This is a genomic window from Providencia sp. PROV255, assembly GCF_028478065.1.
Lineage (GTDB): Bacteria > Pseudomonadota > Gammaproteobacteria > Enterobacterales > Enterobacteriaceae > Providencia > Providencia rettgeri.
This window is the reverse complement of record NZ_JAMPMI010000018.1, coordinates 185,422-211,559: the sequence shown is the minus strand read 5'-3', so window position 1 is coordinate 211,559 and position 26,138 is coordinate 185,422. Positions and strand designations below refer to the sequence as shown.

Annotated in this window: 28 protein-coding genes; 7 read left to right on the top strand and 21 right to left on the bottom strand. The window is 42.4% G+C overall.

Annotated elements, in window-relative coordinates; all coding sequences use genetic code 11:
* Positions 1-14: 14 nt before the first annotated feature.
* Both fliQ and fliR read left to right on the top strand, forming a co-directional pair.
* Positions 15-284: a flagellar biosynthesis protein FliQ gene (fliQ, locus tag PR725_RS17015; protein ID WP_004255630.1), complete on the top strand. Its 270-nt coding sequence runs from the start codon at positions 15-17 to the stop codon at positions 282-284.
* Between the two features lie 2 nt (positions 285-286).
* Complete coding sequence (gene fliR, locus PR725_RS17010; protein ID WP_117162049.1) at positions 287-1,066, top strand: flagellar biosynthetic protein FliR; 780 nt, start codon at positions 287-289, stop codon at positions 1,064-1,066.
* Between the two features lie 929 nt (positions 1,067-1,995).
* Here fliR and flgL read toward each other — a convergent pair.
* The 11 genes from flgL to flgB all read right to left on the bottom strand — a co-directional run bounded on the left by flgL (position 1,996) and on the right by flgB (position 12,278).
* Positions 1,996-2,931: a flagellar hook-associated protein FlgL gene (flgL, locus tag PR725_RS17005; RefSeq protein WP_109911164.1), complete on the bottom strand. Its 936-nt coding sequence runs from the start codon at positions 2,929-2,931 to the stop codon at positions 1,996-1,998.
* A 28-nt stretch (positions 2,932-2,959) separates the two neighbouring features.
* Complete coding sequence (flgK, locus tag PR725_RS17000; RefSeq protein ID WP_110731852.1) at positions 2,960-4,603, bottom strand: flagellar hook-associated protein FlgK; 1,644 nt, start codon at positions 4,601-4,603, stop codon at positions 2,960-2,962.
* A gap of 141 nt (positions 4,604-4,744) precedes the next feature.
* Positions 4,745-5,725, bottom strand: a complete 981-nt coding sequence (flgJ, locus tag PR725_RS16995) for a flagellar assembly peptidoglycan hydrolase FlgJ (RefSeq protein WP_004909883.1) — start codon at positions 5,723-5,725, stop codon at positions 4,745-4,747.
* Positions 5,725-6,828 carry a flagellar basal body P-ring protein FlgI gene (locus PR725_RS16990; RefSeq protein ID WP_109911161.1) on the bottom strand — a complete coding sequence of 368 codons (1,104 nt, stop codon included), beginning with the start codon at positions 6,826-6,828 and terminating at the stop codon, positions 5,725-5,727. The genes flgJ and PR725_RS16990 overlap by 1 nt, the downstream gene beginning before the upstream one ends.
* A 35-nt stretch (positions 6,829-6,863) precedes the next feature.
* Positions 6,864-7,646: a flagellar basal body L-ring protein FlgH gene (locus tag PR725_RS16985; protein WP_004909879.1), complete on the bottom strand. Its 783-nt coding sequence runs from the start codon at positions 7,644-7,646 to the stop codon at positions 6,864-6,866.
* A gap of 70 nt (positions 7,647-7,716) precedes the next feature.
* On the bottom strand, positions 7,717-8,499 hold the full coding sequence (gene flgG, locus PR725_RS16980) for a flagellar basal-body rod protein FlgG (protein WP_004909875.1): 783 nt from the start codon (positions 8,497-8,499) through the stop codon (positions 7,717-7,719).
* 18 nt (positions 8,500-8,517) lie between these two features.
* A complete protein-coding gene (locus PR725_RS16975; protein ID WP_109911160.1) occupies positions 8,518-9,273 on the bottom strand; it encodes a flagellar basal body rod protein FlgF in 756 nt (251 codons plus the stop codon).
* A 15-nt stretch (positions 9,274-9,288) separates the two neighbouring features.
* Positions 9,289-10,557: a flagellar hook protein FlgE gene (gene flgE / locus PR725_RS16970; RefSeq protein ID WP_004909872.1), complete on the bottom strand. Its 1,269-nt coding sequence runs from the start codon at positions 10,555-10,557 to the stop codon at positions 9,289-9,291.
* Between the two features lie 27 nt (positions 10,558-10,584).
* A complete protein-coding gene (locus PR725_RS16965) occupies positions 10,585-11,442 on the bottom strand; it encodes a flagellar hook assembly protein FlgD (protein ID WP_004909870.1) in 858 nt (285 codons plus the stop codon).
* A 12-nt stretch (positions 11,443-11,454) separates the two neighbouring features.
* Positions 11,455-11,859, bottom strand: coding sequence for a flagellar basal body rod protein FlgC (gene flgC / locus PR725_RS16960; protein WP_004909868.1), 405 nt, complete (start codon positions 11,857-11,859; stop codon positions 11,455-11,457).
* A gap of 5 nt (positions 11,860-11,864) precedes the next feature.
* Positions 11,865-12,278: a flagellar basal body rod protein FlgB gene (gene flgB, locus PR725_RS16955; protein ID WP_004255669.1), complete on the bottom strand. Its 414-nt coding sequence runs from the start codon at positions 12,276-12,278 to the stop codon at positions 11,865-11,867.
* A 206-nt stretch (positions 12,279-12,484) separates the two neighbouring features.
* On the opposite strand from flgB, the gene flgA reads away from it, so the two are divergent.
* The 3 genes from flgA (at position 12,485) to PR725_RS16940 (ending at position 14,277) form a co-directional block, all read left to right on the top strand.
* Complete coding sequence (flgA, locus tag PR725_RS16950) at positions 12,485-13,153, top strand: flagellar basal body P-ring formation chaperone FlgA (protein ID WP_123382092.1); 669 nt, start codon at positions 12,485-12,487, stop codon at positions 13,151-13,153.
* Positions 13,154-13,522: 369 nt separating this feature from the next.
* Positions 13,523-13,825: a flagellar biosynthesis anti-sigma factor FlgM gene (gene flgM, locus PR725_RS16945; protein ID WP_004909864.1), complete on the top strand. Its 303-nt coding sequence runs from the start codon at positions 13,523-13,525 to the stop codon at positions 13,823-13,825.
* Between the two features lie 11 nt (positions 13,826-13,836).
* Positions 13,837-14,277: a flagella synthesis protein FlgN gene (locus PR725_RS16940; RefSeq protein WP_109911332.1), complete on the top strand. Its 441-nt coding sequence runs from the start codon at positions 13,837-13,839 to the stop codon at positions 14,275-14,277.
* 174 nt (positions 14,278-14,451) lie between these two features.
* On the opposite strand, the gene PR725_RS16935 is transcribed toward PR725_RS16940, so the two are convergent.
* The 3 genes from PR725_RS16935 to flhB all read right to left on the bottom strand — a co-directional run bounded on the left by PR725_RS16935 (position 14,452) and on the right by flhB (position 18,078).
* A complete protein-coding gene (locus PR725_RS16935; protein ID WP_231136804.1) occupies positions 14,452-14,643 on the bottom strand; it encodes a hypothetical protein in 192 nt (63 codons plus the stop codon).
* Positions 14,644-14,834: 191 nt separating this feature from the next.
* Positions 14,835-16,934, bottom strand: coding sequence for a flagellar biosynthesis protein FlhA (flhA, locus tag PR725_RS16930; protein ID WP_004909858.1), 2,100 nt, complete (start codon positions 16,932-16,934; stop codon positions 14,835-14,837).
* Positions 16,927-18,078, bottom strand: a complete 1,152-nt coding sequence (gene flhB, locus PR725_RS16925; protein WP_109911158.1) for a flagellar biosynthesis protein FlhB — start codon at positions 18,076-18,078, stop codon at positions 16,927-16,929. Before flhB ends, flhA begins: the two co-directional genes overlap by 8 nt.
* A gap of 283 nt (positions 18,079-18,361) precedes the next feature.
* Here flhB and PR725_RS16920 point away from each other — a divergent pair, with 283 nt between their 5' ends.
* Together PR725_RS16920 and PR725_RS16915 are read left to right on the top strand one after the other, a co-directional pair.
* Entirely contained in the window at positions 18,362-18,502 is a 141-nt protein-coding gene (locus PR725_RS16920; protein ID WP_227024189.1) for a CcdB family protein, read from the top strand.
* A 15-nt stretch (positions 18,503-18,517) separates the two neighbouring features.
* Complete coding sequence (locus PR725_RS16915) at positions 18,518-19,075, top strand: hypothetical protein (protein ID WP_110731848.1); 558 nt, start codon at positions 18,518-18,520, stop codon at positions 19,073-19,075.
* Positions 19,076-19,126: 51 nt separating this feature from the next.
* Here the strand turns inward: PR725_RS16915 and PR725_RS16910 are convergent, their stop codons facing one another.
* From PR725_RS16910 to PR725_RS16880, 7 genes are all read right to left on the bottom strand, one after another.
* Complete coding sequence (locus tag PR725_RS16910; RefSeq protein ID WP_249215141.1) at positions 19,127-19,444, bottom strand: helix-turn-helix transcriptional regulator; 318 nt, start codon at positions 19,442-19,444, stop codon at positions 19,127-19,129.
* Between the two features lie 86 nt (positions 19,445-19,530).
* Positions 19,531-20,169, bottom strand: coding sequence for a protein phosphatase CheZ (locus PR725_RS16905; protein ID WP_109911155.1), 639 nt, complete (start codon positions 20,167-20,169; stop codon positions 19,531-19,533).
* A 24-nt stretch (positions 20,170-20,193) separates the two neighbouring features.
* Positions 20,194-20,586: a chemotaxis response regulator CheY gene (cheY, locus tag PR725_RS16900; RefSeq protein ID WP_004909843.1), complete on the bottom strand. Its 393-nt coding sequence runs from the start codon at positions 20,584-20,586 to the stop codon at positions 20,194-20,196.
* A gap of 41 nt (positions 20,587-20,627) precedes the next feature.
* Positions 20,628-21,695, bottom strand: coding sequence for a protein-glutamate methylesterase/protein-glutamine glutaminase (locus tag PR725_RS16895; RefSeq protein ID WP_004909841.1), 1,068 nt, complete (start codon positions 21,693-21,695; stop codon positions 20,628-20,630).
* Positions 21,695-22,531, bottom strand: coding sequence for a CheR family methyltransferase (locus PR725_RS16890; protein WP_004909839.1), 837 nt, complete (start codon positions 22,529-22,531; stop codon positions 21,695-21,697). Before PR725_RS16890 ends, PR725_RS16895 begins: the two co-directional genes overlap by 1 nt.
* A 133-nt stretch (positions 22,532-22,664) precedes the next feature.
* Positions 22,665-24,233 carry a methyl-accepting chemotaxis protein gene (locus PR725_RS16885; protein WP_272569884.1) on the bottom strand — a complete coding sequence of 523 codons (1,569 nt, stop codon included), beginning with the start codon at positions 24,231-24,233 and terminating at the stop codon, positions 22,665-22,667.
* Between the two features lie 116 nt (positions 24,234-24,349).
* A complete protein-coding gene (locus PR725_RS16880) occupies positions 24,350-26,035 on the bottom strand; it encodes a methyl-accepting chemotaxis protein (RefSeq protein WP_109911153.1) in 1,686 nt (561 codons plus the stop codon).
* Positions 26,036-26,138: the final 103 nt, after the last annotated feature.

Below are 26,138 nucleotides of genomic sequence, written 5' to 3'. Positions count from 1 at the left end.
TATTCGGAGTAGCTATGACACCTGAATCAGTGATGGCGATGGGGACTGAGGCGATGAAAATCGCACTGATGCTAGCGGCTCCCTTGTTATTAGCCGCTTTAGCCGCGGGTTTAATTATCAGCTTACTGCAAGCCGCCACACAAGTGAATGAAATGACGCTATCTTTTATCCCTAAAATTTTATCGGTCATTTCTGTGATTATTATTGCAGGGCCCTGGATGCTGAATTTACTTACCGATTATATGCGGTCATTGTTGAGCAATTTACCGTTTATTATTGGCTAACAATGCTAACTATCACCAGCGAAACACTCACATTGTGGCTAAGCCAAGGTTTTTACCCTTTCATACGCCTTTTGGCGCTGCTTGGTACAGCGCCCTTTTTTAATGAAAAACAGGCAATTACCAAAGTTCGCGTCGCATTGGCTTTTTTTGTCGTCTTGATTGTTTCCCCACAACTTCCTGTCGTAAATATTCCCCTATTTTCTGCCATGGGGCTATGGGTTATCGTGCAGCAAATGGTGATTGGTATTGCGATGGGACTCACAATGCAAATGGCATTTGCTGCCGTGCGCCATGCGGGAGAAGTGATTGGTTTGCAAATGGGGTTATCGTTCGCCACCTTTTTTGACCCGACCGGTGGACCTAATATGCCGATTTTAGGGCGCATATTTAACGTCATCACTATTTTATTGTTTCTCGCTTTCGATGGGCACCTGTGGCTTATTTATATTGTGGTCAATTCATTTGAACTTATCCCAATTCAAACCGCACCATTAAATCGTGATGGTTTTTGGGTGTTTGTTCAATTTGCTAACACTATATTTATTAATGGGTTAATGCTAGCACTACCGTTCATTACACTATTTCTCATTCTTAACCTTGCTCTCGGTATTCTAAACCGAATGACCCCACAGCTATCCGTGTTTGTGGTAGGTTTCCCCCTTACATTAACCATCGGTATCAGTATGTTAGGGTTGATTATTTCCATACTTCCCCGCTACACGGAACGGCTTATCCACCAAGCATTTGAGCAGCTATCATTGATGTTTAATTTGTTTGTTTGAGAATAGATAATTAATCAATTAATTAATGATTAATTGATTATCAAAGTAATTTTTCGAATTTGATAATTAAAGTAGCCCAAGAAAAACTGATTTAATTTCCTATTTGTAGTCTATATTAAAAGCAACTAGTATAGTTGTAAATATCACCTATTATTTGATACATTTCTAAACTATCTAATGACAGTCTCAGTAAATACCCAATACTAAACCTAACTAAAATTTAGGTATAAAATTAATTTATTTTCGCAAGTAAATTTATATGCCAGTGTCGCTCTGAACATGTCACAATAGCCATTCTATCACATCATTGACTTCTCATTAATATTTTAATAAACAAAATAAAAAATTATTTATTTAAAAATATAATTTTTTAATAAGTGTCATTATATTTTGTGTATTGTTTCATTTCTTTAATGAATGTATTTAAATATTGTAATTTATTTATATTTTCATAAAGAGGAAATCAGATGAATGATGTAATGGTAGTTACCCCACATAGTAGTTTCCGTGATAATTTGATATACGATGGAATCGCTCTCACAGCACATGGTAATATTTCGTTAAGTGATGCTGCTAATGTATATTGCATGAAACTCACCCAACCAGTTATTAATATTAGTTACAGTAGAATTTGAGAACACATTTAGCCATATTGCAGCTAAAGGAATAGCTCCTAATAAAACAATAATAGTGAAAACCCATTTAGTATTTACCTTAAAAACTCGCATAAATCTCCTATATCACAAAACACTCAAATGAGAATAATACATATTATCATTTAATTATTAAAGTTTATTGCGTAATAAAACATTAATTCAAATTTTTTACATCAAATCTATAACATATTGTCTAACATAGCATTTTTAAAGCTCAAAAAAACCGCGCTTGGATCACTCCAAAGCGCGGTGAGTAAAAATAATATTAAATAATTAACGGCTGCCGAAAAGTGACATGCTGTTTAAGTCTTTAAAAATACTTTGTGAAGCTTCAAACATCGCTTTTTCTTTATAATAATCTGTAGTGGTGCCAGTCCAGTTGGTTTCTAACAACTCACTTTTACGGGCTGCATTTTGAATAGAGCGCGTGTCAGCTAAAAAGTCTAATTTATCAATTTCCTGTAGCTGTAGACCTTGCTTAGCTTCAATGTTGGAAATTTGATCTAATGCGGACTTGATGGCACTGTTCGCTTCACCCAACTCTGCTTGCGCTTGGTCTAAATCTGCTTGTGGTGCTCCTTGCAATGGTTTTTTCAGTGATTCGATACCCGTGTTCAACGCTTTAAAAATATTGACCACACCATTACTGTCTGTATCAAACACTTGCGCACCGGTGAAATAGGTTGTCATCTCACGGTCACTCGCCACATTCTGCATAATGGCTTTATCACCACCGTGATAGAGCACCTCACCACTAGCATCAATTTCAAATGGCGGTTTATCTGATTTAAAACCCGCAAAAATATACCGACCATTTCCATCTGTCGAGTTACCTAACGCCACTAATTGCTCTTTTAAACCCGTTAGCTGTTCAGCCAAAGTACTGCGGTCTTTATCGCTTAAAGCACCTTGGTTTGATGCCTGAATAATCGTGGTATCGATTTGCGTCGTCACATCCGTCATCTGAGTCAAAATACTCATTTGCAATGTCATTCCCGTTTTCGCAAATCCGCGGCTTGCTACATATTGTTGGTTACGGTTTTCTGACTGATTAATCCGCACCGCTTGCGAAGATGCTTGCGGGTCATCAGAAGGCTTGCTTACACGCTTACCAGAAGCTAATTGGCTCCCTGCATCCATCCAACGCGCTTGCGCACTATTCATGTCTTGCAAGCGTTGGTGATAAATCATATTGGTACTTAAACGCATCGCTAAATCCTTATCCTATCGCTAATATTTAGAATGCACGCATCAATGCGTTAAATAAATCATCCACCGTTTTTAGCACTTGCGCATTGGCATTGAAAAACTGTTGGATTTTCTGCATCTGAATACTTTCTTCATTCATATTCACGCCCGAGATAGCTTGTTCTTGCTCATAGAAGCTCTCGGTCATCTTGTTCTGTGTTTCTGAATCAATTTGCGCTTGTTTGGTTTTACTACCCACATCATTAACTAACGTTGCATAGAAATCGGAAAACGTAGAACTACCATCAATCAGTTTTTCGTCTTGTAATTTAACCAGTTCTTTAATGTTTTCATTGTCACCAGGGCCACTGTCTTTGCTTCCCGCTGCCGCAAAATCGGATGCATTGCTGACCAAGGTCTGCATACCGTTGATCACACCACTCACTGGCTTCACCAGAAATGAGTCACCTTTTGACATACCCGTACTATTGCTGATTTTGATTTCTAAACCATCAAATTTCAGTGTCCCTGCCGTATTTGAATCCACAGGTACTTTGGTACCTTCTGGTAAACGTGTGACATTCCACTCACTGCCGTCAAAACGCATCTCGTAGTTATTGCCTGTGACTTTAGACACATCGCTATAACTGAGATCAAAGTCCGCTTTGCCACTATTATGGGTGTTGCTAACGACAGTTCCTTTACCAATTTCAAAGAAGTCTTTGCCCGTGTTGCCGTTGGCATCATAACCTTTGCTATGTACTTCATTGAATTTAGTCGCGAAAACTAATGCTAACTTATTGAGTTTTTGATAAGCCGGGTCCATGACTTCTTGGCGAGAACGCAAAATACCACTGAGTTCCCCACCACGAAATGATTCGTCAGGAATTTCGCGGACTTGGCCATTAGCTCCAACAAAGCCAATACTAAAACGGCTATCATCTTTAGAAGACGGAACCGCTTCCAGACGATTAGCTTTCTCCCCCGTGACTAGTGGTAACCCATTGGCAAAGGTCACATTATAGTTACCGTTTTGCTCAATAACCTTCACTCCAATTAATGAGTTAATTTCATTGACTAAACGGTCACGCACGTCTAATAAATCGTTTGGCTCTGAACCACTTACTGAACGGATCCGTGAAATTTGCTGGTTTAAGCCGGCAATTTTTTCAGCGTAGATATTGATGTCTTTTACTTTATTTTCTATCTGATGATTGGTATCGCGTTCCATTTCCTGCAGACGACGATCCGCTTCTTTAAACTGGCTTAGTAGTGCATTTGAATTGCCTAAAAAAACGTCAATCAACGTTTTGTCACTTGCATCACTGCTAGCTGCATCTAACGCGGTGAAAAAGCTACCAATATTGCTTGAGATATCTTCAATATCATTAGTAAGCAAATCATCAACTTTATTACAATTCTTAACGTACGCCTCATAGTCGCCACTACGTGCGCGGGATTGGCTGTACTGCGCATTGATAAATTCATCAAACTCACGGCGAACATGGCTGAAATAAGTGCCGTTACCAAAATAACCATTAGGTGTCATCGTACCGGGATTCTCCCCGAAAACAGCACTTTGGCGGTGATAGTAACCCACACCAGCGTTGGCTAAGTTGTTAGAAATAACACTTAACCCGCCTTGTGCAGCGTTCACACCACTGAGCGCATTATTCATTACATTGTTCAGCATAAGCTTTTCCTGTTCTGGGTGCTTATCGCCACCATTGGCTGACACAATGAAAGCGATAGCAACTCAAATTATTTAGAGCATATTTGGTTATCGGAAATTCAGCGTAATTGTTTAGTCCAAACTCCCAATAATTCCGTATTTTTAGAAGATATCGTTCAAATCTATGGTATATGCCTGTACAGCCCTTGAAGCAGAATGACTACCTATTGGTTGATGACCACGTATTTGATTAATCAAAGTAATCAGTTTGTCCGAATAACTCGGGTCTGTGGCATATCCTGCTTGATGTAAACGGCGTGCAGCAATCTCTGGTGTCGGCGCTTTTTTGACGTCTTTATAACGCGGGTTTTCTGTCAATAGATTGATATAATCCGCAATCGCCTCTTCATAAGAGCCATAAACGCGGAAATCATCACGTATTTTGATGGTTTTGCCGTTAATCACTTCTGTTGTCATAATATTCGTAACAGGCCCTTGCCAGTTTTTTCCCGCTTTGATCCCAAATAAGTTATGACTGGTTTTTCCATCTGACTTCAGAATTTCTCGCTGACCCCAACCACTTTCTAATGCCGCCTGTGCTAATACCAGAAAATGTGAAATACCGCTGTCTTGGCTCGCGGCTTTTGCGGGGCCAATTAATCGGCTAATAAAATTGCTGCTGTTAAGCGATAATGCTTTGATTTTTTGGAATGGTGCCGATAGTGCATCGCCCATTGGCGCAAAGTGGCGCATCATTTGTTCCATATTAAATGGCGGTAATGATTGTGCTGTTTTTTCATCTAACGGTAGCAGGCTGTTGGATGTTGGCTCGCTTGAAGTATGTTGGTCTCGAGTGAGCTGTTGGTACATCATTTCCCCGAAACCTAAACCTTTTTGCGAAAGATCTTGGGCGATTTGCTGGTCATACATACTGGTCAGCATACGAGTTTGGTCGCTGGAAAATAAGCCATCTTGCGGGAGTGCGTCACGCATACTTTTTAGCATCAATTGAACGAATGTTGCCTCAAGTTGCTGCGTGACATGGCGCAGCCCTTGCTCCGAATTTTTATTCAGTTCACCTTTTAACTGCCCCAGTGACTGTAAATCAAATGCGGCACCTTGCAATAGCTGCATGTCACTCATTAGATGATCTCCAGTTTCGCGCGTAAACAACCTGCGCTTTCCATCGCTTGTAATATCGACATCAAATCGTTTGGTGTTGCACCGAGTGTATTCAGTGCTTGAATAACTTGGTTTAATTGCACACTTGCATTGACTTTTTGCAGCGCCCCACCTTGATCACGCACCCCAACATTGGTATTACGAGTCACTACGGTTTGCCCTCCCGCAAATGGGGTATCCGGTTGGCTAACTTGAGTTTGTCTTTCTACCGTAACCGCTAAACTGCCGTGTGCAACAGCACAGCTATCTAAAGTGACACTGCGGTTAATCACTACAGATCCCGTACGCGAATTGAGAATGACTTTCGCCTCAGCCACTGGCGCACGTACATTCAGTTCCTGTACCCGGGCTAAAAAACGCACTTGGTCACGGTTATTGGCAGGCACCAGTAGTTGTACCGTTCTTGAATCTAACGCCGATGCAGTCCCCATACCGCCCATACGGTTAATTGCATCAGCAATATCTTGTGCCAATGTGAAGCTATCTTCGTTTAATTGCAGGTTAATCGCACCGTTTTGCCCGAAACTGCTCGGTAATTCGCGCTCAATAGTCGCTCCACCTGTAATACGGCCACCATTGAGTTGATTAACCTTAATACTACTCCCACCGCCACTGGCACCCGCACCACCCACTAAGATGTTACCCTGAGCCATTGCATAAATTTGCCCATCTACCCCTTTTAGGGGGGTCATCAGCAGCGTACCACCACGTAAGCTTTTCGCGTTACCCATTGAGGAAACAACAATATCTACGGACTGCCCAGTACGTGCAAAAGGCGGCAATTTCGCGGTGACCATGACCGCTGCCACATTCTTTAATTGCATATTGGTACCCGGCGGAACCGTAATCCCCATTTGTGACAGCATGTTATTCAAGCTTTGTGTGGTAAACGGCGTTTGCATGGTTTGGTCACCTGTCCCATCCAGACCAACGACTAAACCATAGCCAATCAACGCGTTATCTCGTACACCTTGTACGGTAGTTAAATCTTTAATACGCTCACTGTATGCTGAAAAAGCGAAGCAAAAAAATAGTGATAGCAAAATTATTACTTTATTTTTCATTGAATTATCTCGGCTGTTTTCTCGCTAATGTTTAATTAATAAGGCGAAACATTTAAGAAAAAGCGTTGTAGCCATCCCATGTTTTGCGATTCGTTAATATAGCCGTCGCCCACATATTCAATACGTGCATCAGCGACTTGTGTCGAACTCACATGATTGTCTGAACCAATTGTGCGTGGGTTAACCACTCCCGAGAAACGAATCGACTCAGTACCTTGGTTTATCGCGATACGTTTCTCACCAACCACATGTAAGTTACCGTTCGCCAATAATTGATCTACTGTGACAGTAATGGTGCCTTTAAAGGTGTTGTTGGCATTGGCACCGCCTTTGCCGCTAAAGTCACTGTTACCTTTAATATCTAATTCTGTGTTTTTACCGCCAATCCACCCTTGCATGAAACCCGGTAAGATCGCAGCTAAGAAACCTGTTTTCCCACTACGATTCGCATTCGCAGAGGAATTTTTGCTCGCACTTACGTTTTCTTGCAAATTAATGGTTAAAATATCGCCAACATTACGAGGGCGCCTGTCTTCAAACAACGGTTGATAACCATAATAAGCGGGTTGCGCGCTTTGAAATATCGAGCCATTGGGTGCAGGTGCTGTCGGTGCTGTTGGAATTGCAGTGGTTTGTGTGTCCACTAATGGACGCGATTTGATTTGTGCACAACCGCTGGTAACTAAGACCAAAATGGCAAGTAACCCTGCCTGTTTAGGCGCTATGAAATGCGTTAGCAACGCTGTTTTTTGCTGTTGAGAAATCGTGCCGCTTTCAATCATCATGTTACTCTTTTGCTGCTGTGTACGTTTTATCATCACGAAGAGATCCCTCTCATTGATAACTCATCACTATCGCAATGAGTTATTTTTACGTATTTTTTACCAATTACAATTGCGTTAAGCGCTGTAACATTTGGTCAGAAGCGGATACCGCCTTACTGTTGATTTCATAAGCACGTTGAGTTTGGATCATGTTGACCAACTCTTCTGCCACGTTAACGTTAGAGGTTTCTAACATATGTTGATAAAGTAAACCGGCGCCGTTAGTACCTGGTGCGCTCTCATTTGGTGCACCAGAACTGGCCGTTTCCATATACAGGTTTTCACCCATACTTTCCAAACCGGCGTCATTGATGAAGGTGGTTAATGTTATTTGGCCAATTTGCTGTGGTTGGTTATCGCCATATACAGTGATAGTCACGGTACCATCGCGCGCAATTGACAAGCTATTCGCGTTATCGGGGATCATAATCGCAGGAACGATTTGATAACCACTTGAGGTCACTAACTGGCCATCTTGGTTTGGCTGTAATGCCCCATCACGAGTATAAGCATCTGTACCATCCGGCATTTGCACATGTAAAAAACCTTGCCCTCTGATAGCGATATCGTTGGTATTTCCCGTTTTATTTAATGCGCCTTGCGCATGAATACGCATTGTGGCAACAGGGCGTGAACCTGTACCCATTTGTAAACCAGATGGTAACGAAGTTTGTTCTGAACTCATGGCACCCGGCTGGCGAATATTTTGGTACATTAAATCTTCAAAAACAGCACGTTGGCGCTTAAAACCATTCGTACTAACGTTGGCTAAGTTATTGGAAATAACATCAAGGTTAGTTTGTTGAGCATCAAGCCCTGTTTTGGCAATCCATAATGAGCGGATCATAATAATTCCTTTGTGAAATTAGCTAACAGCGAGCAATTGGTTCGCCCGTTGTGCATTTTCATCAGCACTGCGGACAACTTTCATTTGCATTTCAAAGTGCCTTGCATTAGCAATCATAGAAACCATCGCTTCCGCGGCATTGACATTACTGCCTTCAATGACTCCCGCGGTGACAATTCCTCGTTCACTTTGTGGCAAAGCATTGCCATTTGCCGCTTGCCCTTGTGGTGATAAATGGAACAAACCATCTTCGCCACGGATCAAGTCTTGCGGTTGCGCTTCAACCACTTTCAAACGCCCGATTTGCCCTAACATCGTTGGCGGGTCAGTGGCTAAAAGTGCGGTAACTGTCCCGTCTGCACCAATGGTTAATTCTGCATTTGGCGGAACGTTAATCGGCCCACCATCACCTTGTAAGCGGCGCTCGCCAATGACAAGTTCACCTTCGCTAGACACTTGGATGTTGCCGTTACGGGTATAAGCCTCTGTGCCATCGGCTAACTCAACAGCCAAAAAATGCTTATCGTTTAACGCAACATCGGTTTGTTTACCCGTATAATTGAGTGGCCCTTGGCTCATATCAGCACCAGGAGTCGATGCCACCACCAGCGTTCTGGTTTGCTCGCTGTCACCATTTATTGGAACGGCACGCATTGCGGACAATTGCGCTTTAAAGCCTGCAGTTGACACATTGGCAATGTTATTTGAAACAATCGCTTGGTTTTCCAGCGCATGACGCGCTCCCCCCATCGCGGTATAAATGACGTGATCCATGGCCACCCTCTTGTTTTATCGTAAGTTAACCAGCGTCTGTAACATCTGATCTTGTGTTTTTATGGTTTGCGCGTTTGATTGGTAATTACGCTGCATCACAATCATGCTGATTAACTCTTGGCTCATATCGACGTTAGAAGATTCCAATGCACCACTGGTTAATTTACCAAACTGGCCGACACCCGGAACACCGTCCATTGGGTTACCAGAGGCATTAGAAGAGGCCCAAACGTTGCCACCTTGGGATACCAGACCATTTGGGTTTGCGAACGCAGATAACGCCACTTGGCCAACCACACGTTTTTGTTGGTTAGAATAGTTAGCGGTAATCAAACCGTTATCTTCAATTTTAAAGGTGGTGTATTCACCAGCAGGATAACCATTCACATCAATCGCACTGACGGAAGATTCGCTGACTTTTTGTTGACGAGTTTTCCCTAAATCAACTTTTAAGGTGCCATCATTTGCACCATTTAGCCCTTTGTATGCAAAATCAAACGTTGTTTCTATTGGCGTTACAACAGGGTCATCACCTGGATTCGGGCCCGGTGTTACCGTTTCTGTCACCAATTTTCCGTTACCATCAAATGACATATCCCCCAGCTTAGTTGCTGCAGTGTCATTCGCATCTTTAGCGTAAGCCGTCCACTTGTTGTCCGCTGTTTTTACAAAATAAACAGAGATTTCATGTGTATTACCTTGGCTATCATACGCCGTCATGGTCGTACTGAAATTATAAGTCGCGGAATCATCAGGGTTATCAACATCGAAAGCTTTATCTTTTATTTTGTCTTCTGAATTCAAATTAATGGTTAATTTCGCTAACTCCGATGCTTTTGCATCCATCATATCCGTTGGGATATTCAAGCCCTCAGGTACACCACCACTTTGAATGGTAACATTGCCTTTTTCGTCGACACTCGCAGGATAGCCTGTGACCACCATACCTTGGTTATTCACTAGGTTACCGCTTTTATCCCGTAAGAATTGGCCATCTCGGCTGTAATAAGTATCACCGTTTTGGTCTTGTACACGGAAAAAGCCATTTCCGGAGATAGCAACATCTGTCGCTCTATCAGTACGCGTGATTGGGCCATCTTTAAAATTTTGTGTCACCGCGGCCACATTAACACCGAGACCAACACCTGAACCTGCAAACATATCTGCAAATGAGGTTGTCGCTCCTTTAAAACCATTTGTTGCGGAGTTGGCAATATTATTACCAATTGAATCAAGCCCCGCTGAGGCTGCATTTAAGCCACTGACTGCTTGTGAAAAAGACATATTTTCTCCATGAGTATTGGGGGTAAATTAAGAAGATGGATAAACCTTGAAAATGCTGCTCAGCGGGACACTTTGCCCAATGCCAACATCAAGTAATGGTGCGTCAGCCCCTGGAGTCACACCGTTAACACGGGTATACCCCAGTTTGGTGACTTCGATTTCAGCCCCCGAACTGACGGCTTTCACATCAAAGTAATATTTTCCTGTTGTATCTGTGACTAAGTTTCCGTTGTTATCACGACCATCCCACGCCATATCATAGATATCGGGTTTAACTTCCGTATCATAGGTAATGGTTCGCACAACCATTCGGTTTTTATCACGAATAGTAATTTCAACTTTGTCTGCCAATTTCGGTAAAAAGAAACCAAACGGCGAAGAAATATATTCAGATTGCGGCTCTTCAGCGCCCTCTTCACCTTCAATGGCATCTTTGTTACTCAATCCAAACATTGAAGGGCTATTTGGGCTGATGCCTTCATCAGGAAGCGGGTTTGATGGCTTAGTCACATTGCTGTCTTCACCTGTGCTCTCTTTCTTGAGCGGCGCTAAGATGATTTCATTGCGCGGAATAAGCACACCCTTACCAACCAGCTGAGTGGCTTGTAATGACTGACCTGAACCAATTTGTTGGGAAATACCACTCACGCTATCGCTGAGTTTATTCATGCTTTCAAGCGTGGCAATTTGCGCCAATTGGCTGGTTAAGTCCGTGTTTTCCATTGGCTTGGTTGGGTCTTGGTTTTGCATTTGCGTGACAATCATTTTTAAAAAAGTGTCACGCATATCGTCACTTTGACTTTTCTTTGGCACATTACTCGCAGCTGGCTCAGGGCCAGCGGTTGTATTATCCAAAGGGTCGTACATTGTGGCTGCAATTCCCATGAAAACGCTCCCTTACTGGCCTATTGTGAGTGTCTTTTGCAGCAAGGTTTTTGCTGTATTCATCACTTCTAAATTGGCTTGATAGCTACGGGAAGCTGAAATGGTGTTGATCATTTCACCGACCATGTCGACATTTGGCATTTGCACATAGCCTTTTTCATTCGCTGACGGGTGGCCGGGCTTATATTCCATACGAGGTGGCGTAGGGTCTTCTATCAACTCGCTCACACGTACACCACCTACTTCATGGCGCCCTTGTGGTGCCATTTGAAAAACCACTTGTTTTGCACGGTATGGTTGGCCATCAGGCCCTGCTATACTTTCTGCATTGGCCATATTGCTCGCACTGACATTCAAGCGTTGAGATTGCGCGGTCAATGCTGATGCAGAGATATCAAAAATACTCAGTAAAGCCATGAAGATTACCCTTGCTGTAAGACAGCCAACATACTTTTGACGCGGCTATTGATGAATGTAAGGTCGGCCTGATATTTCAGGGTGTTATCTGCGAATTGGCTACGTTCAATGTCCATGTCTACCGTATTACCATCCATTGAGGTTTGGTAAGGAACTCGATATTTCAGGTCAATATTGGGGGCTTTGCCTCCTCGCCCTTCGATATGCCCTTTCGAAGTGACAGCAAGAGTCACACCTTTTCCCCCTACCACACCTTTATCCATGGCTTGTTGAAGTTGACGATTAAAGTCAATATCACGTGCTTGGTAGCCGGGTGTATCGGCATTAGCAATGTTTGAAGCTAATACGGTCTGCCTTGCTTCGCGTATTGACAAAGCCTGTTGCTGGAAAGCAAACGTGGCGTTTAATTTATCAATCATAGTGGCCCTCAATGGAGATAACGCGATCCCTGATTTGAACGTTCGCGAGTAAAAATTAAAATTCGACCTGCATATCTTAGCGGCCTACGAAAAATTCTAATGGCGAGATAAAGGCAAAATAATTGACCTATTTGGCTCATTCGTTATTTCAGAGCTGCGTAAACTGCAATCGTGAAAAAGTTTGCTTGCTGGGGGAGATAAAAGGGATGTATTACGCTAAAAAATTGCCATTATACTTGGTAATCAGCTTATTAGGGCTTACTCCAACACTTTCTCAAGCGTCGTTACCTCAAGACATCAACCAATACTTTCGACAAATTCATGGGAAAGGCAAGCAAGTTTCAATTGAGATTAAAACACCGATTGAGCGTTGGCCGACTTGTGAAAACCCCCAGCTCACCCCCCCAGTTGGTGGGCGCAATATGGGTAATGTTTCCCTACCGATACAATGTGGTAAGAAAAAGCAGTTTATTCAGCTTACCGTGAATGTGACAGGTCAGTATTACGTGGCAACACGTAATATAAATAGAGGGGAATCCATACAATTTGTCGATATCGGTACCAAGAAGGGCTTATTACATAAACTCCCCGCAGGTGCAAGCACCGATAAAATCGCGCTACGTGGTGCGATAGCCCTGCGTAATATTCCTGCCGGGCAAACATTCACAAAATCAATGACAAGACAGCCTTGGGCAATAAAAGCGGGACAAACGGTATTTGTGTTCGCCAATGGTGATAATTTTTCAGTGAAATATGAAGGTCGTGCCATTAATAATGCCACTGCCGGCCAAAATACCCGAGTACGCTTGTTAAATGGGCAAGTGGTGAATGGGGAAGCGCTAGAAAACGGCAGTGTCCAAGTGGTATTGAGGTAAAGATAACCCCATTGATGCGCTAAATATTTCGAGTTGCAGCTAGGCGACAAGTGAAGATAGACCGATGAGCATACATGAGTCTATGATTCGGCTAGCTGAGTGCAGTCAACAACGCTGCAACTTGCAGTAATACGAGTATATACTCTAAATAATTCGAGTTGCAGCTAGGCGACAAGTGAAGATAGACCGATGAGCATACATGAGTATGTGATTCGGCTAGCTGAGTGCAGTCAACAACGCTGCAACTTGAAGTATGACGAGTATAGCTGGTGAATGATGCAATATTTTGTAACACTATAGACACTAAAGATTCATCAATATAAGCCGATAACTGACATATGACAAAAATCGGGAATAGGAAAATACATTATGGCTATTGAGCAAACATCTGCAATTTCTGCGCTGACTCAGGTGACAAACCGCGACCCACAAGATGCGGCTGCCCCGATGCGCGACAAAAAAGTGTCCAGCAATGAAGTCGTTCAAGAGAGTTCTTTTGCGCCAAGTGAGTTACAAAAAAAATTATTGCAACCTCAAGCTAGCGATATTAACAGTGCTAAAGTTGAGCAAATCAAACAAGCTATCAAAGATGGCACCTTAAAAATGGACGCTGAAAAAATTGCCGATGGCATTTTACGTGATGCCCATGAATGCATGTTATCAATGAAATAAAAATAGCCATCATGACTGACGAATTACTGATATTACTCGAGCAACAACTCTCTCACTTGCAATCATTACAGATAGTAATGAAAAATGAAGAGTTATTATTAGGTTATCACCGTGTACCACCTTCGCCTTTTCAAGAAACCACTGAACAAAAACGGTTTCTGGTTGCCGCAATTGGTCATGGTGAAACAAACCGCTTGGCATTAGAAGCACAAGCGGAGGTTAGTGCACCTTATGAGAACAATGACGCACTAGCTGGGGTATGGGAAGCCATTAAAACCTTAACCACCAACCTAAAAGAGCTGAATTATCGTAATCACCAGATGCTGCAATTGCATATTGAGCTAAATGCTCAGCGCCTAAACTTTGTGAAAAAGCATAATAACCAGTCTACTTATGGTGCTGATGGCTTAGAGTCAAAGCGCCCTATATTAGGTAAGAAAATTTCAATTTAAGGTTGTTTTGTATTTTTAAACTAAAAAGGATTACCCTTTCATGTACTAGATAATAAACACCTTTTCATCAATTAGTTTGAGTAGCCTTAATGCTGCACCATTTGGTTTAATCTCCCCTCTTTCCCATTTAGAAACACTTTCCTTGGTCATATTTAATATCGAAGCGAGAGAAGATTAAGAAATATTATTTTGCTCACAAATACGTTTAATGTCTTCTCCTGTCATAGACTTAGGGTTGGTGAATTTTTTCTTAAGCTCTTGTGTTTTTATCCGCGCCTCGATACGGCAAGCCGCGGTGCCATCAGCACCACCAATTGCTTTCATTTCTTGAGCAAATTTCAGTAACTCATTTATTTTATTATTCATAATGAATCCCCACCAACAGGTTAGCTTCAACTCACTATAATTTTTACTATAGTAAAAATTATCATGGTTAAGGAAGAAAATATGCTAATTAAGCAAAGTCTTGGAATAAAAAAAGAGGAAAATTACCGTATCCTATTGGCAATTTTCCTCTTTTTAATACTGTAGCTAAATGGCAAATAATACCGATAGAATTAACTGCCGCTGATCATTGACGTCATTCTGATCTTACGGTGGTCAGTCATTTCTAAATTCGACATGACCACTAGCTGTGGCAGGCTGCGCCGCAAGAAACGCGACAAAATTAGGCGTAAGCCATGGTTAACTAATAATACCGTTGGGGCTCCCATCGCCTCTTGGTGTGCCACGGCTTGCTCCGCTTGAGTTTGAATAAACTGCGCCAAGTTTGGCTCTAATCCCCCGCCATTTTTAGCGGCTTGCAGTAAGATCTGTTCAAGACTAGCTTCTAAACCGATAACTTGAATTTCTTCTGCATTACCAAACCATTGCTGGGTGATAGCCCGACCTAACGCAATTCTCACTTGTGACGTCAGGTAATCCGTATCTTTATTCTCACCATTTTCCCCCGCCATTTCAGCTAAGGTTTCAATGATGGTACGCATATCGCGGATTACCACATCTTCCATTAATAAATTTTGTAGTACACGGTGCAAAATGGTTAACGAAATGGTATCTGGGATCAGGTCATCTGCCAATTTTGGCATCTCTTTTTTCACACGATCATACAACATTTGTGCTTCTTGGCGGCCAAATAAGGTGCTGGAGTTTTGCAACAAAATTTGATTAAAATGAGTTGCCACTGCGGTACTCGCAGATACCACGGTATACCCTTGTATTTGCGCTTGCTCACGTAAATCATCATCAATCCAGATTGCAGGTAAACCAAATGCAGGCTCTTTGGTGACGTCGCCTTGTAACGACCCGGCGGCATTACCTGGGTCAATAGCCAGGCTACGACCAGGCTGTGCTTCTCCCCGCCCAACTTCTGCACCTTTGATCAGAATTCGATATTCACAGGGGGAAAGCGCCAAGTTATCGCAAATATGTACGACAGGTGGTAAATACCCCACTTCTTGAGCAAATTTCTTACGTAAACCACGCAGTCGCCCTAATAATTCACCTTGCTGGTCATTATCAACTAAGGGAATCAACCGATACCCCACTTCCATCGCCAACAAATCTTCTAGTTGCACGTCATCCCACGTGGCTTCAACCACTTTATTTGCTTCTTGGAAATGCTGCGATTGGCTATTATCTCCCGTGGCACTTTCGGGTTGTTGCGATTTACGCACTAAATACCAACCAAGGGCGGCCAGTGCTGCAGTAAATAGCAAGAAAACAAAGTTAGGCATACCCGGAATCAAACCGATTAGGCCTAAAACGCCTGCGCTCAACCACATCACTCGCGGGTTATTAAATAGCTGGGTGACCATCTGCTCACCCACATCTTCATCGGTTGCCACTCGAGTGACAATAACCCCAGCAGCCGTTGAAATAATCAAAGCAGGAATTTGCGCCACAAGGCCATCACCGATGGTCAGCAAGGTATACGCACTTGTCGCCTCACCCAATGACATATTGTGTTGACCAACACCGATAATTAACCCGCCAACCACGTTGATCACCATAATCATGATCCCCGCAATCGCATCCCCACGCACGAACTTACTCGCACCATCCATTGAACCGTAAAAATCCGCTTCTTGAGTCACTTCCGCACGGCGTTTTTTCGCTTCATCATCCGTAATGATACCTGCGTTCAAGTCGGCATCGATGGCCATCTGTTTACCCGGCATACCATCTAACACAAAGCGAGCGCCCACTTCCGCAATACGCCCTGCTCCCTTAGTGATAACCATAAAGTTAATCAGTACAAGAATAATGAACACCACAATACCGATGGCAAAGTTACCGCCCACCAAAAAGTGACCAAAAGCTTCGACAACTCGTCCAGCTGCATCTGGCCCTGTATGGCCATCTAACAAAATAATTCGCGTTGAGGCGATATTCAAAGAAAGGCGCAATAAGGTTGCAAATAGCAAAATGGTTGGAAATGCAGCAAAGTCTAATGTGCGCTTAGTGAACATCGCCACTAATAGCACCATAATAGAAAGTGCAATATTGAAGGTAAACAGTAAATCCAATAAAAATGCCGGCAATGGCAGTACCATCATCGACAAAATCAATAAGATAAGAACCGGTCCAGCAAGTATTTGCCACTGCGTTCCCTGTAAATTTTTCGGCAATTTTAATAATGAAGCCAAATTAGCCATCGCGATTGTTATCTCCAGCAAAGTCCAGCGTCGGTGGCACTGGCAAATTTTTCGGTTTTTTTGGTCTGAGCCCACCTTCACGGCGCCAGCGGCGCAATTGGTAAACCCATGCTAAAACTTCTGCAACCGCCGCATATAAGGCAACAGGAATGCTTTGGCCTATCTCCGCATGGCGATATAGCGCACGAGCAAGCGGCGGTGCTTCTAACTGTAATATTCGGTGCTCTTCACCAATTTCCTTGATGCGCTGAGCCAATACGCCCGCACCTTTCGCTAATACTTTTGGCGCCCCCATTTTTTTGTCGTCATATTTAAGGGCAACCGCATAGTGTGTCGGGTTAGTGACGATGACATCCGCACTTGGGACATCCGCCATCATTCGGTTACGCGCAATCGCACGCTGTTGTTGGCGAATTTTGGCTTTAATCTGCGGGTCACCCTCTTGCTGCTTGAATTCATCTTTAATTTCCTGACGACTCATGCGCAATTTTTTTAAATGGGAGCGAAACTGATAGAAAACATCAAAAGCCACCATCGGGATCAGCAAAAACACAATTAAATACCCGGCAAAAATGACTTTCTGTAGTGCATTACTTAGCGCCGTAACCGGTGATTCCATCACTAAATGCAGTAATGATGGCCAACTTTGCCAAAGAAAAATAAACGCCCCTAAACCCACAAATAAGGATTTTAAAATTGCTTTAAATAACTCAGATAACGCATTCATCGAAAAAATACGCTTTAGCCCTTTGATTGGATTTAACTTTTTCAAATCAAATTTAATCAACTTGCTATTAAAAACGAGCCCACCCACTAACGATGACGCAGAAATCCCCACCAAAGCTAACCCACCAATCACGGGTAATAAGGCAAATAAAGCCTCACTGACAACACGTCCTAAATAGCTGATCATCAAGCCTGTGTTTTGTAAGTAATGACCATCAAAAATAAAACCCTGACGAGCTATTTGCCGCAGTTGTGCCGCCAAATGTCCGCCACTTAACCATAGCAAGCTCACGCCAGCTAACATCATCATTAGCGAACTCAATTCTTTTGAACGAACGATTTGCCCATCATCTTTGGCTTTTTGCTTTTTATGGGGGGTGGGCTCTTCTGTTTTTTCTACATCACTCTCGTCGGACACCGTGATTCCAAAATTTAATGAAAATACGAGTTATCGCTATAGCATGACAGAGTGTAAAAAAATCAATGGTGGAAAATAGACGTAGTTCAAGGGGGTTATTTGGCTATTGAGCAATAAGCATGCTTAATTTCACATGCCTGAACACGTGTAATTAAGGAGATACCATGAGTACAATGGCTCAAAGCATGAAAAAAACGCCAGTGTCACTATCGCGCCTGAACTTTATGAGCAAGCAAGGCTTGTTAAAAAAACATTATCTGTACGCCTAAATCCACAATTATCAATCAACGGGCAAGTTTTCATTTTAATGACTCATCAAATGGCTTGCGTCCCTCATTCATTATTAGGGAAAAAAATCGTTGACTTAAGTTGCCAACGAGACACCATTAAACACGCAATCGACTTACTTATTAATGGCTTTTAACAATAAAGGGTTATTATGGATACTTGCCACCTTGTTGCCCCAGATATTTCCTTAGAAGATGCCCCCAAACATGCCCAGCGCATGCTTGACTGGCTAAAAGAACAAGGCATTATTGACCCACATTTCCAAGGCGTTGAATATGGTGAAGTCATTTATCGCCCTACACCCGCTCACAAAGAACCCATTTTGTACGTCATTAATGATGAAATCGTCCCAACCCAACTCCCGGAAGATATGCTAAAAAATTACCTGTCTATCGTAACTGAACACACGGTTTTTCACGCAGGTGGCAATGGCCTCGGTATTTACTGCCCACAATGTGCCAGTGAACAAAGCGAACAGAGCCATGCATGGAGCGATACGGTATCTGATTGGTATGAGGGAAAACCAGAAAACCTCGCTTGTTTTTGTTGCGATTTTCATGGTCCACTTAATGCGTGGCAATTTGATCCGCAATGGGCATTCGGTAATTTAGGTTTTAGTTTTCATAATTGGGATGTCCGCGATGATTTTATTGAGCTATTTGCACAAATACTTGGCAGTAAGATCATCGCAGTCTATCAACATGATTAGCGATTAAATACTCACCTGAATACATATAGATTTACTTATACACTATATAATTCAGGGCGTAGAAGGAAAATCCAAGGTAAGGCGCAAGCCAACCGCTTCCGCATATTTTAATAATGTGCCTAATTTCGGGTCGAATTGCGCTTTTTCCAAACGCGACACGTTTTGCTTTTGAGTTTGCATTTTTTCTGCAATTTGCATCTGGGTTAAGTTATTGGCTAAACGCGCTTTTTTAAGTTGATTGATTAACGCTTGCCTCATTTGTAATTCTGAAGAGCACTCATCAACATCCCCGTTATTTTCTTGAACGATATCAGCTTGTTCTTTTTGTTCTTTAATCACGAAAGTAGAAATTAAATCGTTATTTATCATTGCAATCCCTTCCTTGTAACGCAAGTACAATAAAACTACCCTAATCCTATGTAATTAGAGTAGTTTAATTAAAAAAATGTCGGTAATTAGAAACCTAGCTCATCAAGTAAATCATCAACCTGAGACTGTGATGCCATGACATTAACGCCTTCTTTATTGATTTGCGGGCCATTGAGCAAACTTTCGTTTTGCGTTTTCGCACGCATTTCAGGTGGCGTATTTTCCATTAATAATGCAAGCAGTTGTTTTTCAGCTTCTTCAACCACTTCCATCATTTTTTTGATGACTTGTCCTGTTAAATCTTGGAAATCTTGTGCCATCATGATTTCCAACAACTCTGCTTTAGTCGTTTCGCTGTCTTGGATCACCTGTCCTAAAAAGGCTTCTGTTGACTCACGCAATTGTGCAGGAACCGCATCTTCGGCAGTTTCTTGCCACTGCTGTTGCAGCACCTGCGCATTTTTATTCATTTCCACTTGCAGTGGTTTGATGACATCAATGCCATTTAAGGTTTTTTCTGCCGCTTGCGCCGTCATTTGTGCGATATAACGCAGCCTGTCTTTTCCGTCTGGAATACTCGCCACGGCTTGTTGAACGCTTTTTTCTAGGCCCAATTCGCGCATACTTTCACGCAGGGTTCTCATTAGCGTACCAATGCGTGTAATGACTTGTTTTAAATCATCATTACCATTGCGAATACCTTCCATACCCACTTGTTCAGTCATGAAAATCTCCTTTGGCACGCACTGTTATTGCAGACCCATTTTTTCGAATACTTTATTCAATTTTTCTTCTAAAATAGCGGCAGTGAACGGCTTAACTACGTAACCACTCGCACCCGCTTGTGCAGCCGCAATAATATTTTCTTTTTTCGCTTCAGCCGTCACCATCAAAACTGGGATGTGCTTTAATGCATCATCACCGCGAATAGTTTTGAGCAGTTCTAAACCATCCATATTTGGCATATTCCAATCGGCAACCACAAAATCGATGCTGCCTGCACGAATTTTCTCTAAGGCATCAACACCGTCTTCCGCTTCTTCTATTTTATTAAATCCGAGCTCTTTTAATAAGTTACGGACGATGCGGCGCATAGTAGAAAAATCATCAACAACCAAAAAACTGAGATCTTTAGCGGCCATAACCACTCCTTCAAAATACAATTGTGAATTCCTGCCCCGGGTTAAACCGTGACAGAAGAAAGTCTTGCTAAAACACTTGGGGCAATCTTGAGAATATCTTGCACTTCATCCGCAGCTCCCATTTCAATCGCAGCACGCGGCATACCAAATACCACACAACTACTTTCGTTTTGTGCGTAAGTGATTGCCCCCTGCTTACGTAAATTTAATAGTCCTTTCGCTCCATCCATCCCCATTCCCGTCAATAAAATACCAATGCATTTTCGCCCAACACATTGAGCTACTGAATCGAACAACACATCAACAGAAGGACGGTGCCGGTTAACAGGTTCGCTTTGCTGTAAAATGACTTGAAATCCCTTGCCTTTATCGGCAATCAACATATGCGAATCGCCTGGTGCGATATATGCATGGCCTTTTTGTAATAGCTCGTTGTGTTCAGCTTCTTTTACGGTCAATACACACAGCTTATTTAAGCGATCAGCAAAAGAACGCGTAAAACCCGCAGGCATATGCTGAGTGATCACGACAGGTGGGCATTCATGAGGTAACATTTCCAGAAATTGACGTATCGCCTCTGTTCCACCTGTCGATGCGCCAACCGCAATCACACGGCTGTTACAAACATAGGGAGAGAGCGCTTTGGCTTGAGAAACTGGCTCACTGACCTTTTTGTCCGGACGAGCAAAACGGCTGCGCTGAGTAATTTTTGACATAGCTGCTGCGCGAATTTTTTCACCAATAATATCGCGATAACTCATCATGGTTTCACGAATACCAATTTGCGGTTTCGTGACAAAATCCACAGCACCTAATTCCAGCGCCTTTAATGTCACTTCAGAACCTTTCGACGTTAATGTTGAAACCATGACCACAGGCATTGGGTGTAAGCGCATTAATTTCTCTAAGAAATCAATACCATCCATTCGTGGCATTTCCACATCTAACGTAATCACATCCGGCTCATATTGCTTGATTAAATCACGAGCAACATAAGGGTCTGGTGCGGTATCAACCACTATCATGTCATCATGGCTATTAATAATTTCGCGCATTAATTGGCGCATCAGTGCTGAGTCATCCACACATAGCACTTTAATTTTTTTCATTACCCCCTCCTCGCCGCTTGCAAGCTGTAGACGGTTTGCCCTTTAATAACGAAACTTTGTGATAACTGCGATAAATTTTCAGAATGCCCAATAAATAACAAACCATCTGGCTTAAGCAATGGAGCAAAACGCTCCAGCATTTTTATCTGCATCTCTTTATCAAAATAAATCATGACGTTACGACAAAAAATCGCATCAAATCGATGTTGCATTTGCCAATCATGGTCACTCAAATTTAAATAACGAAATTCAATCATTTGGCGTAATGCTGGCTTGACTCGCGCATAGCCATCAAACTCGCCAACGCCTTTCATAAAATAGCGTTGTCTCTGTAATGCCGTTAAAGACTTCAGCTCTTCTATGCGATACACGCCTTGTTTCGCTTTTTCTAGCACTTCCGTGTCAATGTCACTGGCAATGACTTTGGCATTAATTGCGTTTGGCCCAAGCACATCACTCAATGTCATGGCTATCGAATATGGCTCTTCTCCTGTTGAAGATGCAGCGCACCAAATATTAATCGCGCTATTTTTACGTGTGCGAACAAAGTCTGCTAGCGTCACAAAGTGGTGCGGTTCACGAAAAAATGCGGTTAAATTTGTCGTCAGAGCATTCACGAAAGCTTGCCATTCTGCATGGTGAGGCTCACGCTCTAACATCCGTAAATAATCGGAAAAATTGTCGATATTACAATCACGCAACCGCTTTAACAGCCGGTTATAGACCATATTTTTTTTATTCATGGTGAGGACAATGCCTGATTTTTTATGAATAAATCGACAAACCCGACCAAACTCATCATCAGTCAGTGGTTCTACCTGTGGTACAAAAAGCATCGTACTTGTCGTCCTATTCAATAAAAACCCAGAGGCAGCCAGTTATTTGGCTGCCTTTTAGGATGGATAACCTAAGAAAAAATAACCAGTTACGATTATCCACCGAAAACTCAAAAACGAGTTTTCACAACACTTAACGCCGATTACGATTTAATTGACTTTCAGGTAATTCAAAGAATGCAACCGTATCAACTAAGTTGTTCGCTTGATCTTCTAGCGCTGCCGTCGCACTGGTCGATTGCTCAACTAACGCCGCATTTTGTTGTGTGACTAAGTCCATTTGGCTTACTGCTGTTGCGACTTGCTCAATACCACGGCTTTGCTCATTGGATGCAGAGGCAATATTACCCATTAATTCAGTAACTTGGTTAACTGCAGCAACCAATTCACTCATAGTTGCACCTGCTTCATTAACTAATTGAGAACCTTGGCTGACTCTGCCAACAGATTCATCAATCAAGGTTTTAATTTCTTTTGCCGCTTCCGCACTACGCTGAGCTAATGCTCTAACCTCACCAGCAACCACAGAGAAACCGCGCCCCTGTTCACCCGCTCGAGCAGCTTCAACAGCAGCATTCAATGCTAAAATATTGGTTTGGAAGGCGATGCCATCAATCACACTAATAATGGCACTGATTTTTTGTGAGCTATTGGAAATGGAAGTCATGGTGTCAATCACGTCTTCGGTGATCTCTCCGCCTTTCGTTGCGGTTTTCGATGCGCTAATAGCAAGTTCACTGGCTTGGCGCGCGTTATCCGCATTCTGCTTAACCGTAGCGGTTAACTCTTCCATACTGGCTGCGGTTTCTTCAAGTGATGCCGCTTGCTGTTCAGTACGTGAAGATAAATTATTATTTCCTAACGCGATTTCACGGATACCAGTGTACATTTGGTCCGTATTTGAACGTAGCGCTGTTACTGAAGTCGCTAGAGACTCCTGCATGTCTTTTAACTTACCAAACACCTCACCAATTTCATCACGGGTAGTGACTTCAATTTTCTGATTGAGTTTACCATCAGCCACTAATGCAAAGTGCTCTCCCATACTTTTCAATGGGTTAATCACTTTACGTTTCATCCAGTAGTTAACAAAAACAATAACGGCAAGGATAATAACAATCACTGAAGCGAATGAACTCCACGCAAACGTGTTATACATTCTTGCTGCTGCAAGAGACTCATCATTTTCAGCATTCAGTAATTCAAGGTATTCCTCGACAACTTGCTCCAACTGATCCTGGTTTTCTTGGGCAGGAAGTTCAATATAGGCTGCAATATCTTTATTATCTAAATGTGTTTTTAATGCTTTGAGTGTCAATACAAAGGCTTGATACCGAGCCTCAAGAGCGGCGAGATTTTCTTTCTCACTCAAAAGAGGCTGTTTTTTAAACGTGGTGTAATCTTTCTCAGCTTCTTCGAGTAATTTATCAAAAGTTACTCTCGTTTCTTCAATCAACGGTTCGTTACCACCCACTTTATGCAGCAAAGCAATTTGCGTTAAGCTGTTGCGTGCTTGCATTAGGTGTTTACTGGTTTCTTCAAGCATCGCTCGCTTATCAGACCCCAAATCAATACGCTCTAAAGATTTTAATTCACTTACAACAATCCCGACAGAAACCCCGCTAGACACAATCTGCATCCCACAAAATAAAATGAGAAGTAGATACAAACTCACCGAAATTCGGATATTTTTACCAAACATAGAAATCCCCACTTGTGCCAGCTAAGAGAACTGAACCTCTGAAACATTGCCTTGTTTTCTAATGCACAGAAACGCTGCAAAACCAAAGCCTTGCAGCGAAAGACTGAGCTTAACCGTTAGAAAGTTTCCCAATTGTCATCATCTTTATGTTCTTTCGATGACAGTTTTGTCAGATCCGGCGTTTTAACGATATTTGAAACCGTTCTTGCTGCCGGCTGAATATTGCGTATTTCGCTTTGTTTTAATGGTGGTAAACGGAAGATGGAAATCAATTGCGACAATTTTGCCACTTGTTCTTCCAATACATTGGCTGCAACCGCAGACTGCTCAACCAGCGACGCATTTTGCTGTGTAACCTTATCCATTTCTGCAACAGCGATGCTGACCTGTGCAATTCCTTTACTTTGCTCGTCTGATGCAGTTGCAATGTGCGTCATAATGTCAGTGACACGTGTGACAGACTCAACAATCTTGGTCATTGTTTCGCCCGCATCTTCTGCTTGGCGAGCGCCTGTCCCAGTTCTTGACACTGAATCTTCAATTAACGTTTTAATCTCTTTAGCCGCATCAGCACTGCGTTGTGCTAAATTACGCACTTCATCAGCCACCACAGCAAAACCACGACCATGCTCACCTGCTCGCGCCGCTTCAACCGCTGCGTTTAGCGCTAAGATGTTGGTTTGGAAGGCGATGCTATCGATAACCGCAGTAATATCAGAGATTTTCTGTGAGCTATCGGCAATGTTCAGCATGGTACTGACCACATTCGATACCACTTTGCCACCCTCTTTTGCTATCACTGAAGCTTGGTTTGCAAATTCACTCGCTTGGTGGGCGTATTCCGTATTTTGTTTTACGGTTGCAGTCAGCTCACTCATACTGGCTGAGGTTTCTTCTAAGCAAGCAACTTGCTGCTCAGTTCGTGCAGATAAGTCATTGTTACCTGCTGCAATTTCGGTTGTACCTTGGTAAATAGTTTCGCTACCATCTAGCACACCACGAACGGTATTAATCAATTCCTGCTGCATATGTTGAACACCATTGGCCAACTCACCAATTTCATTCTTGGCAATTGTTGTCACATTCGGTGTTAAATCGCCTGAAGCAAAGACTTTAATACGCTCAATTAAGATACCGAGTGGTTCAATAATGCCTTTACGAACATAGCGATAACTAAAGAAGCCAATTAAGGCGAGTAAGATAAATAGCGTCACCAACATATATAAAGATTGGCGATAGTTATTATCTGCGTTAACGACTTCGGCTTGAAAATCTGCTGAGATATCCGCAAAATAAGCGTTAAATTGCTCTTCAAATTTTACTTGGTGCCCTGAGGTTCTGTGTGCATAAAAGCCTTCAAGGTCACCTTTTTCAGCGAATTCACCTAGCTTGATTAACGCATCACGATAGGTTTCATAGGTGCTAAATAGTTTTTCAAATTTGGCCTTATCATAATCCGAACTTTGCATCAGCTTGTTATAACGTGCATAGGCATCATCCGCTGATTTAAAGTTACGTTTAGCGGCTTTAATCAAATCTTCTGTCGTTGCATCGTCTTGAATTTTACGACCTTCAAGTAAATAGGCATTGATAGAGCGGTTTAAGTTAGCTCGAGCTTGTAACAAATTGACCCAGCTTTCCGTTAATACTTGTCTTTGGCGTTGTAATGAATTCAAATAACTGATGCTGTCGCTGTTATCGCCCAGTTTGGTAAACATCAACCCACTGGATACCAGTTGCAGCAAAATAAAGATAAAAATGACGGACAAAAGTCCCGATACGATTTTAATTCGACTGTACATGACGTTTTACTAACATAATTTTGTTGTATTTTGGATATCGGTCATCCAACCAAAAACTTTAGTTAATGACTTATTATTATTTGAACAATTGTTGGGGCTGAGA

Bases quoted from the DNA above. Each gene is read 5' to 3' on its own strand.
- PR725_RS16905 (WP_109911155.1), bottom strand. From the start codon at position 20,169: ATGACTGAACAAGTGGGTATGGAAGGTATTCGCAATGGTAATGATGAT.
- flgM (WP_004909864.1), top strand. From the start codon at position 13,523: ATGGCTATTGAGCAAACATCTGCAATTTCTGCGCTGACTCAGGTGACA.
- flgC (WP_004909868.1), bottom strand. From the start codon at position 11,859: ATGGCTTTACTGAGTATTTTTGATATCTCTGCATCAGCATTGACCGCG.
- flgA (WP_123382092.1), top strand. From the start codon at position 12,485: ATGTATTACGCTAAAAAATTGCCATTATACTTGGTAATCAGCTTATTA.
- PR725_RS16885 (WP_272569884.1), bottom strand. From the start codon at position 24,233: ATGTTTGGTAAAAATATCCGAATTTCGGTGAGTTTGTATCTACTTCTC.
- fliR (WP_117162049.1), top strand. From the start codon at position 287: ATGCTAACTATCACCAGCGAAACACTCACATTGTGGCTAAGCCAAGGT.
- PR725_RS16895 (WP_004909841.1), bottom strand. From the start codon at position 21,695: ATGAAAAAAATTAAAGTGCTATGTGTGGATGACTCAGCACTGATGCGC.
- PR725_RS16910 (WP_249215141.1), bottom strand. From the start codon at position 19,444: ATGATAAATAACGATTTAATTTCTACTTTCGTGATTAAAGAACAAAAA.
- flgJ (WP_004909883.1), bottom strand. From the start codon at position 5,725: ATGAGTGACATGCAGCTATTGCAAGGTGCCGCATTTGATTTACAGTCA.
- flgL (WP_109911164.1), bottom strand. From the start codon at position 2,931: ATGCGTTTAAGTACCAATATGATTTATCACCAACGCTTGCAAGACATG.
- flgG (WP_004909875.1), bottom strand. From the start codon at position 8,499: ATGATCCGCTCATTATGGATTGCCAAAACAGGGCTTGATGCTCAACAA.
- flhA (WP_004909858.1), bottom strand. From the start codon at position 16,934: ATGGCTAATTTGGCTTCATTATTAAAATTGCCGAAAAATTTACAGGGA.
- PR725_RS16975 (WP_109911160.1), bottom strand. From the start codon at position 9,273: ATGGATCACGTCATTTATACCGCGATGGGGGGAGCGCGTCATGCGCTG.
- PR725_RS16985 (WP_004909879.1), bottom strand. From the start codon at position 7,646: ATGATAAAACGTACACAGCAGCAAAAGAGTAACATGATGATTGAAAGC.
- PR725_RS16965 (WP_004909870.1), bottom strand. From the start codon at position 11,442: ATGGGAATTGCAGCCACAATGTACGACCCTTTGGATAATACAACCGCT.
- PR725_RS16935 (WP_231136804.1), bottom strand. From the start codon at position 14,643: ATGAATAATAAAATAAATGAGTTACTGAAATTTGCTCAAGAAATGAAA.
- flgE (WP_004909872.1), bottom strand. From the start codon at position 10,557: ATGTCTTTTTCACAAGCAGTCAGTGGCTTAAATGCAGCCTCAGCGGGG.
- PR725_RS16990 (WP_109911161.1), bottom strand. From the start codon at position 6,828: ATGAAAAATAAAGTAATAATTTTGCTATCACTATTTTTTTGCTTCGCT.
- PR725_RS16915 (WP_110731848.1), top strand. From the start codon at position 18,518: ATGGATACTTGCCACCTTGTTGCCCCAGATATTTCCTTAGAAGATGCC.
- PR725_RS16890 (WP_004909839.1), bottom strand. From the start codon at position 22,531: ATGCTTTTTGTACCACAGGTAGAACCACTGACTGATGATGAGTTTGGT.
- flgB (WP_004255669.1), bottom strand. From the start codon at position 12,278: ATGATTGATAAATTAAACGCCACGTTTGCTTTCCAGCAACAGGCTTTG.
- PR725_RS16880 (WP_109911153.1), bottom strand. From the start codon at position 26,035: ATGTACAGTCGAATTAAAATCGTATCGGGACTTTTGTCCGTCATTTTT.
- fliQ (WP_004255630.1), top strand. From the start codon at position 15: ATGACACCTGAATCAGTGATGGCGATGGGGACTGAGGCGATGAAAATC.
- cheY (WP_004909843.1), bottom strand. From the start codon at position 20,586: ATGGCCGCTAAAGATCTCAGTTTTTTGGTTGTTGATGATTTTTCTACT.
- PR725_RS16940 (WP_109911332.1), top strand. From the start codon at position 13,837: ATGACTGACGAATTACTGATATTACTCGAGCAACAACTCTCTCACTTG.
- flgK (WP_110731852.1), bottom strand. From the start codon at position 4,603: ATGCTGAACAATGTAATGAATAATGCGCTCAGTGGTGTGAACGCTGCA.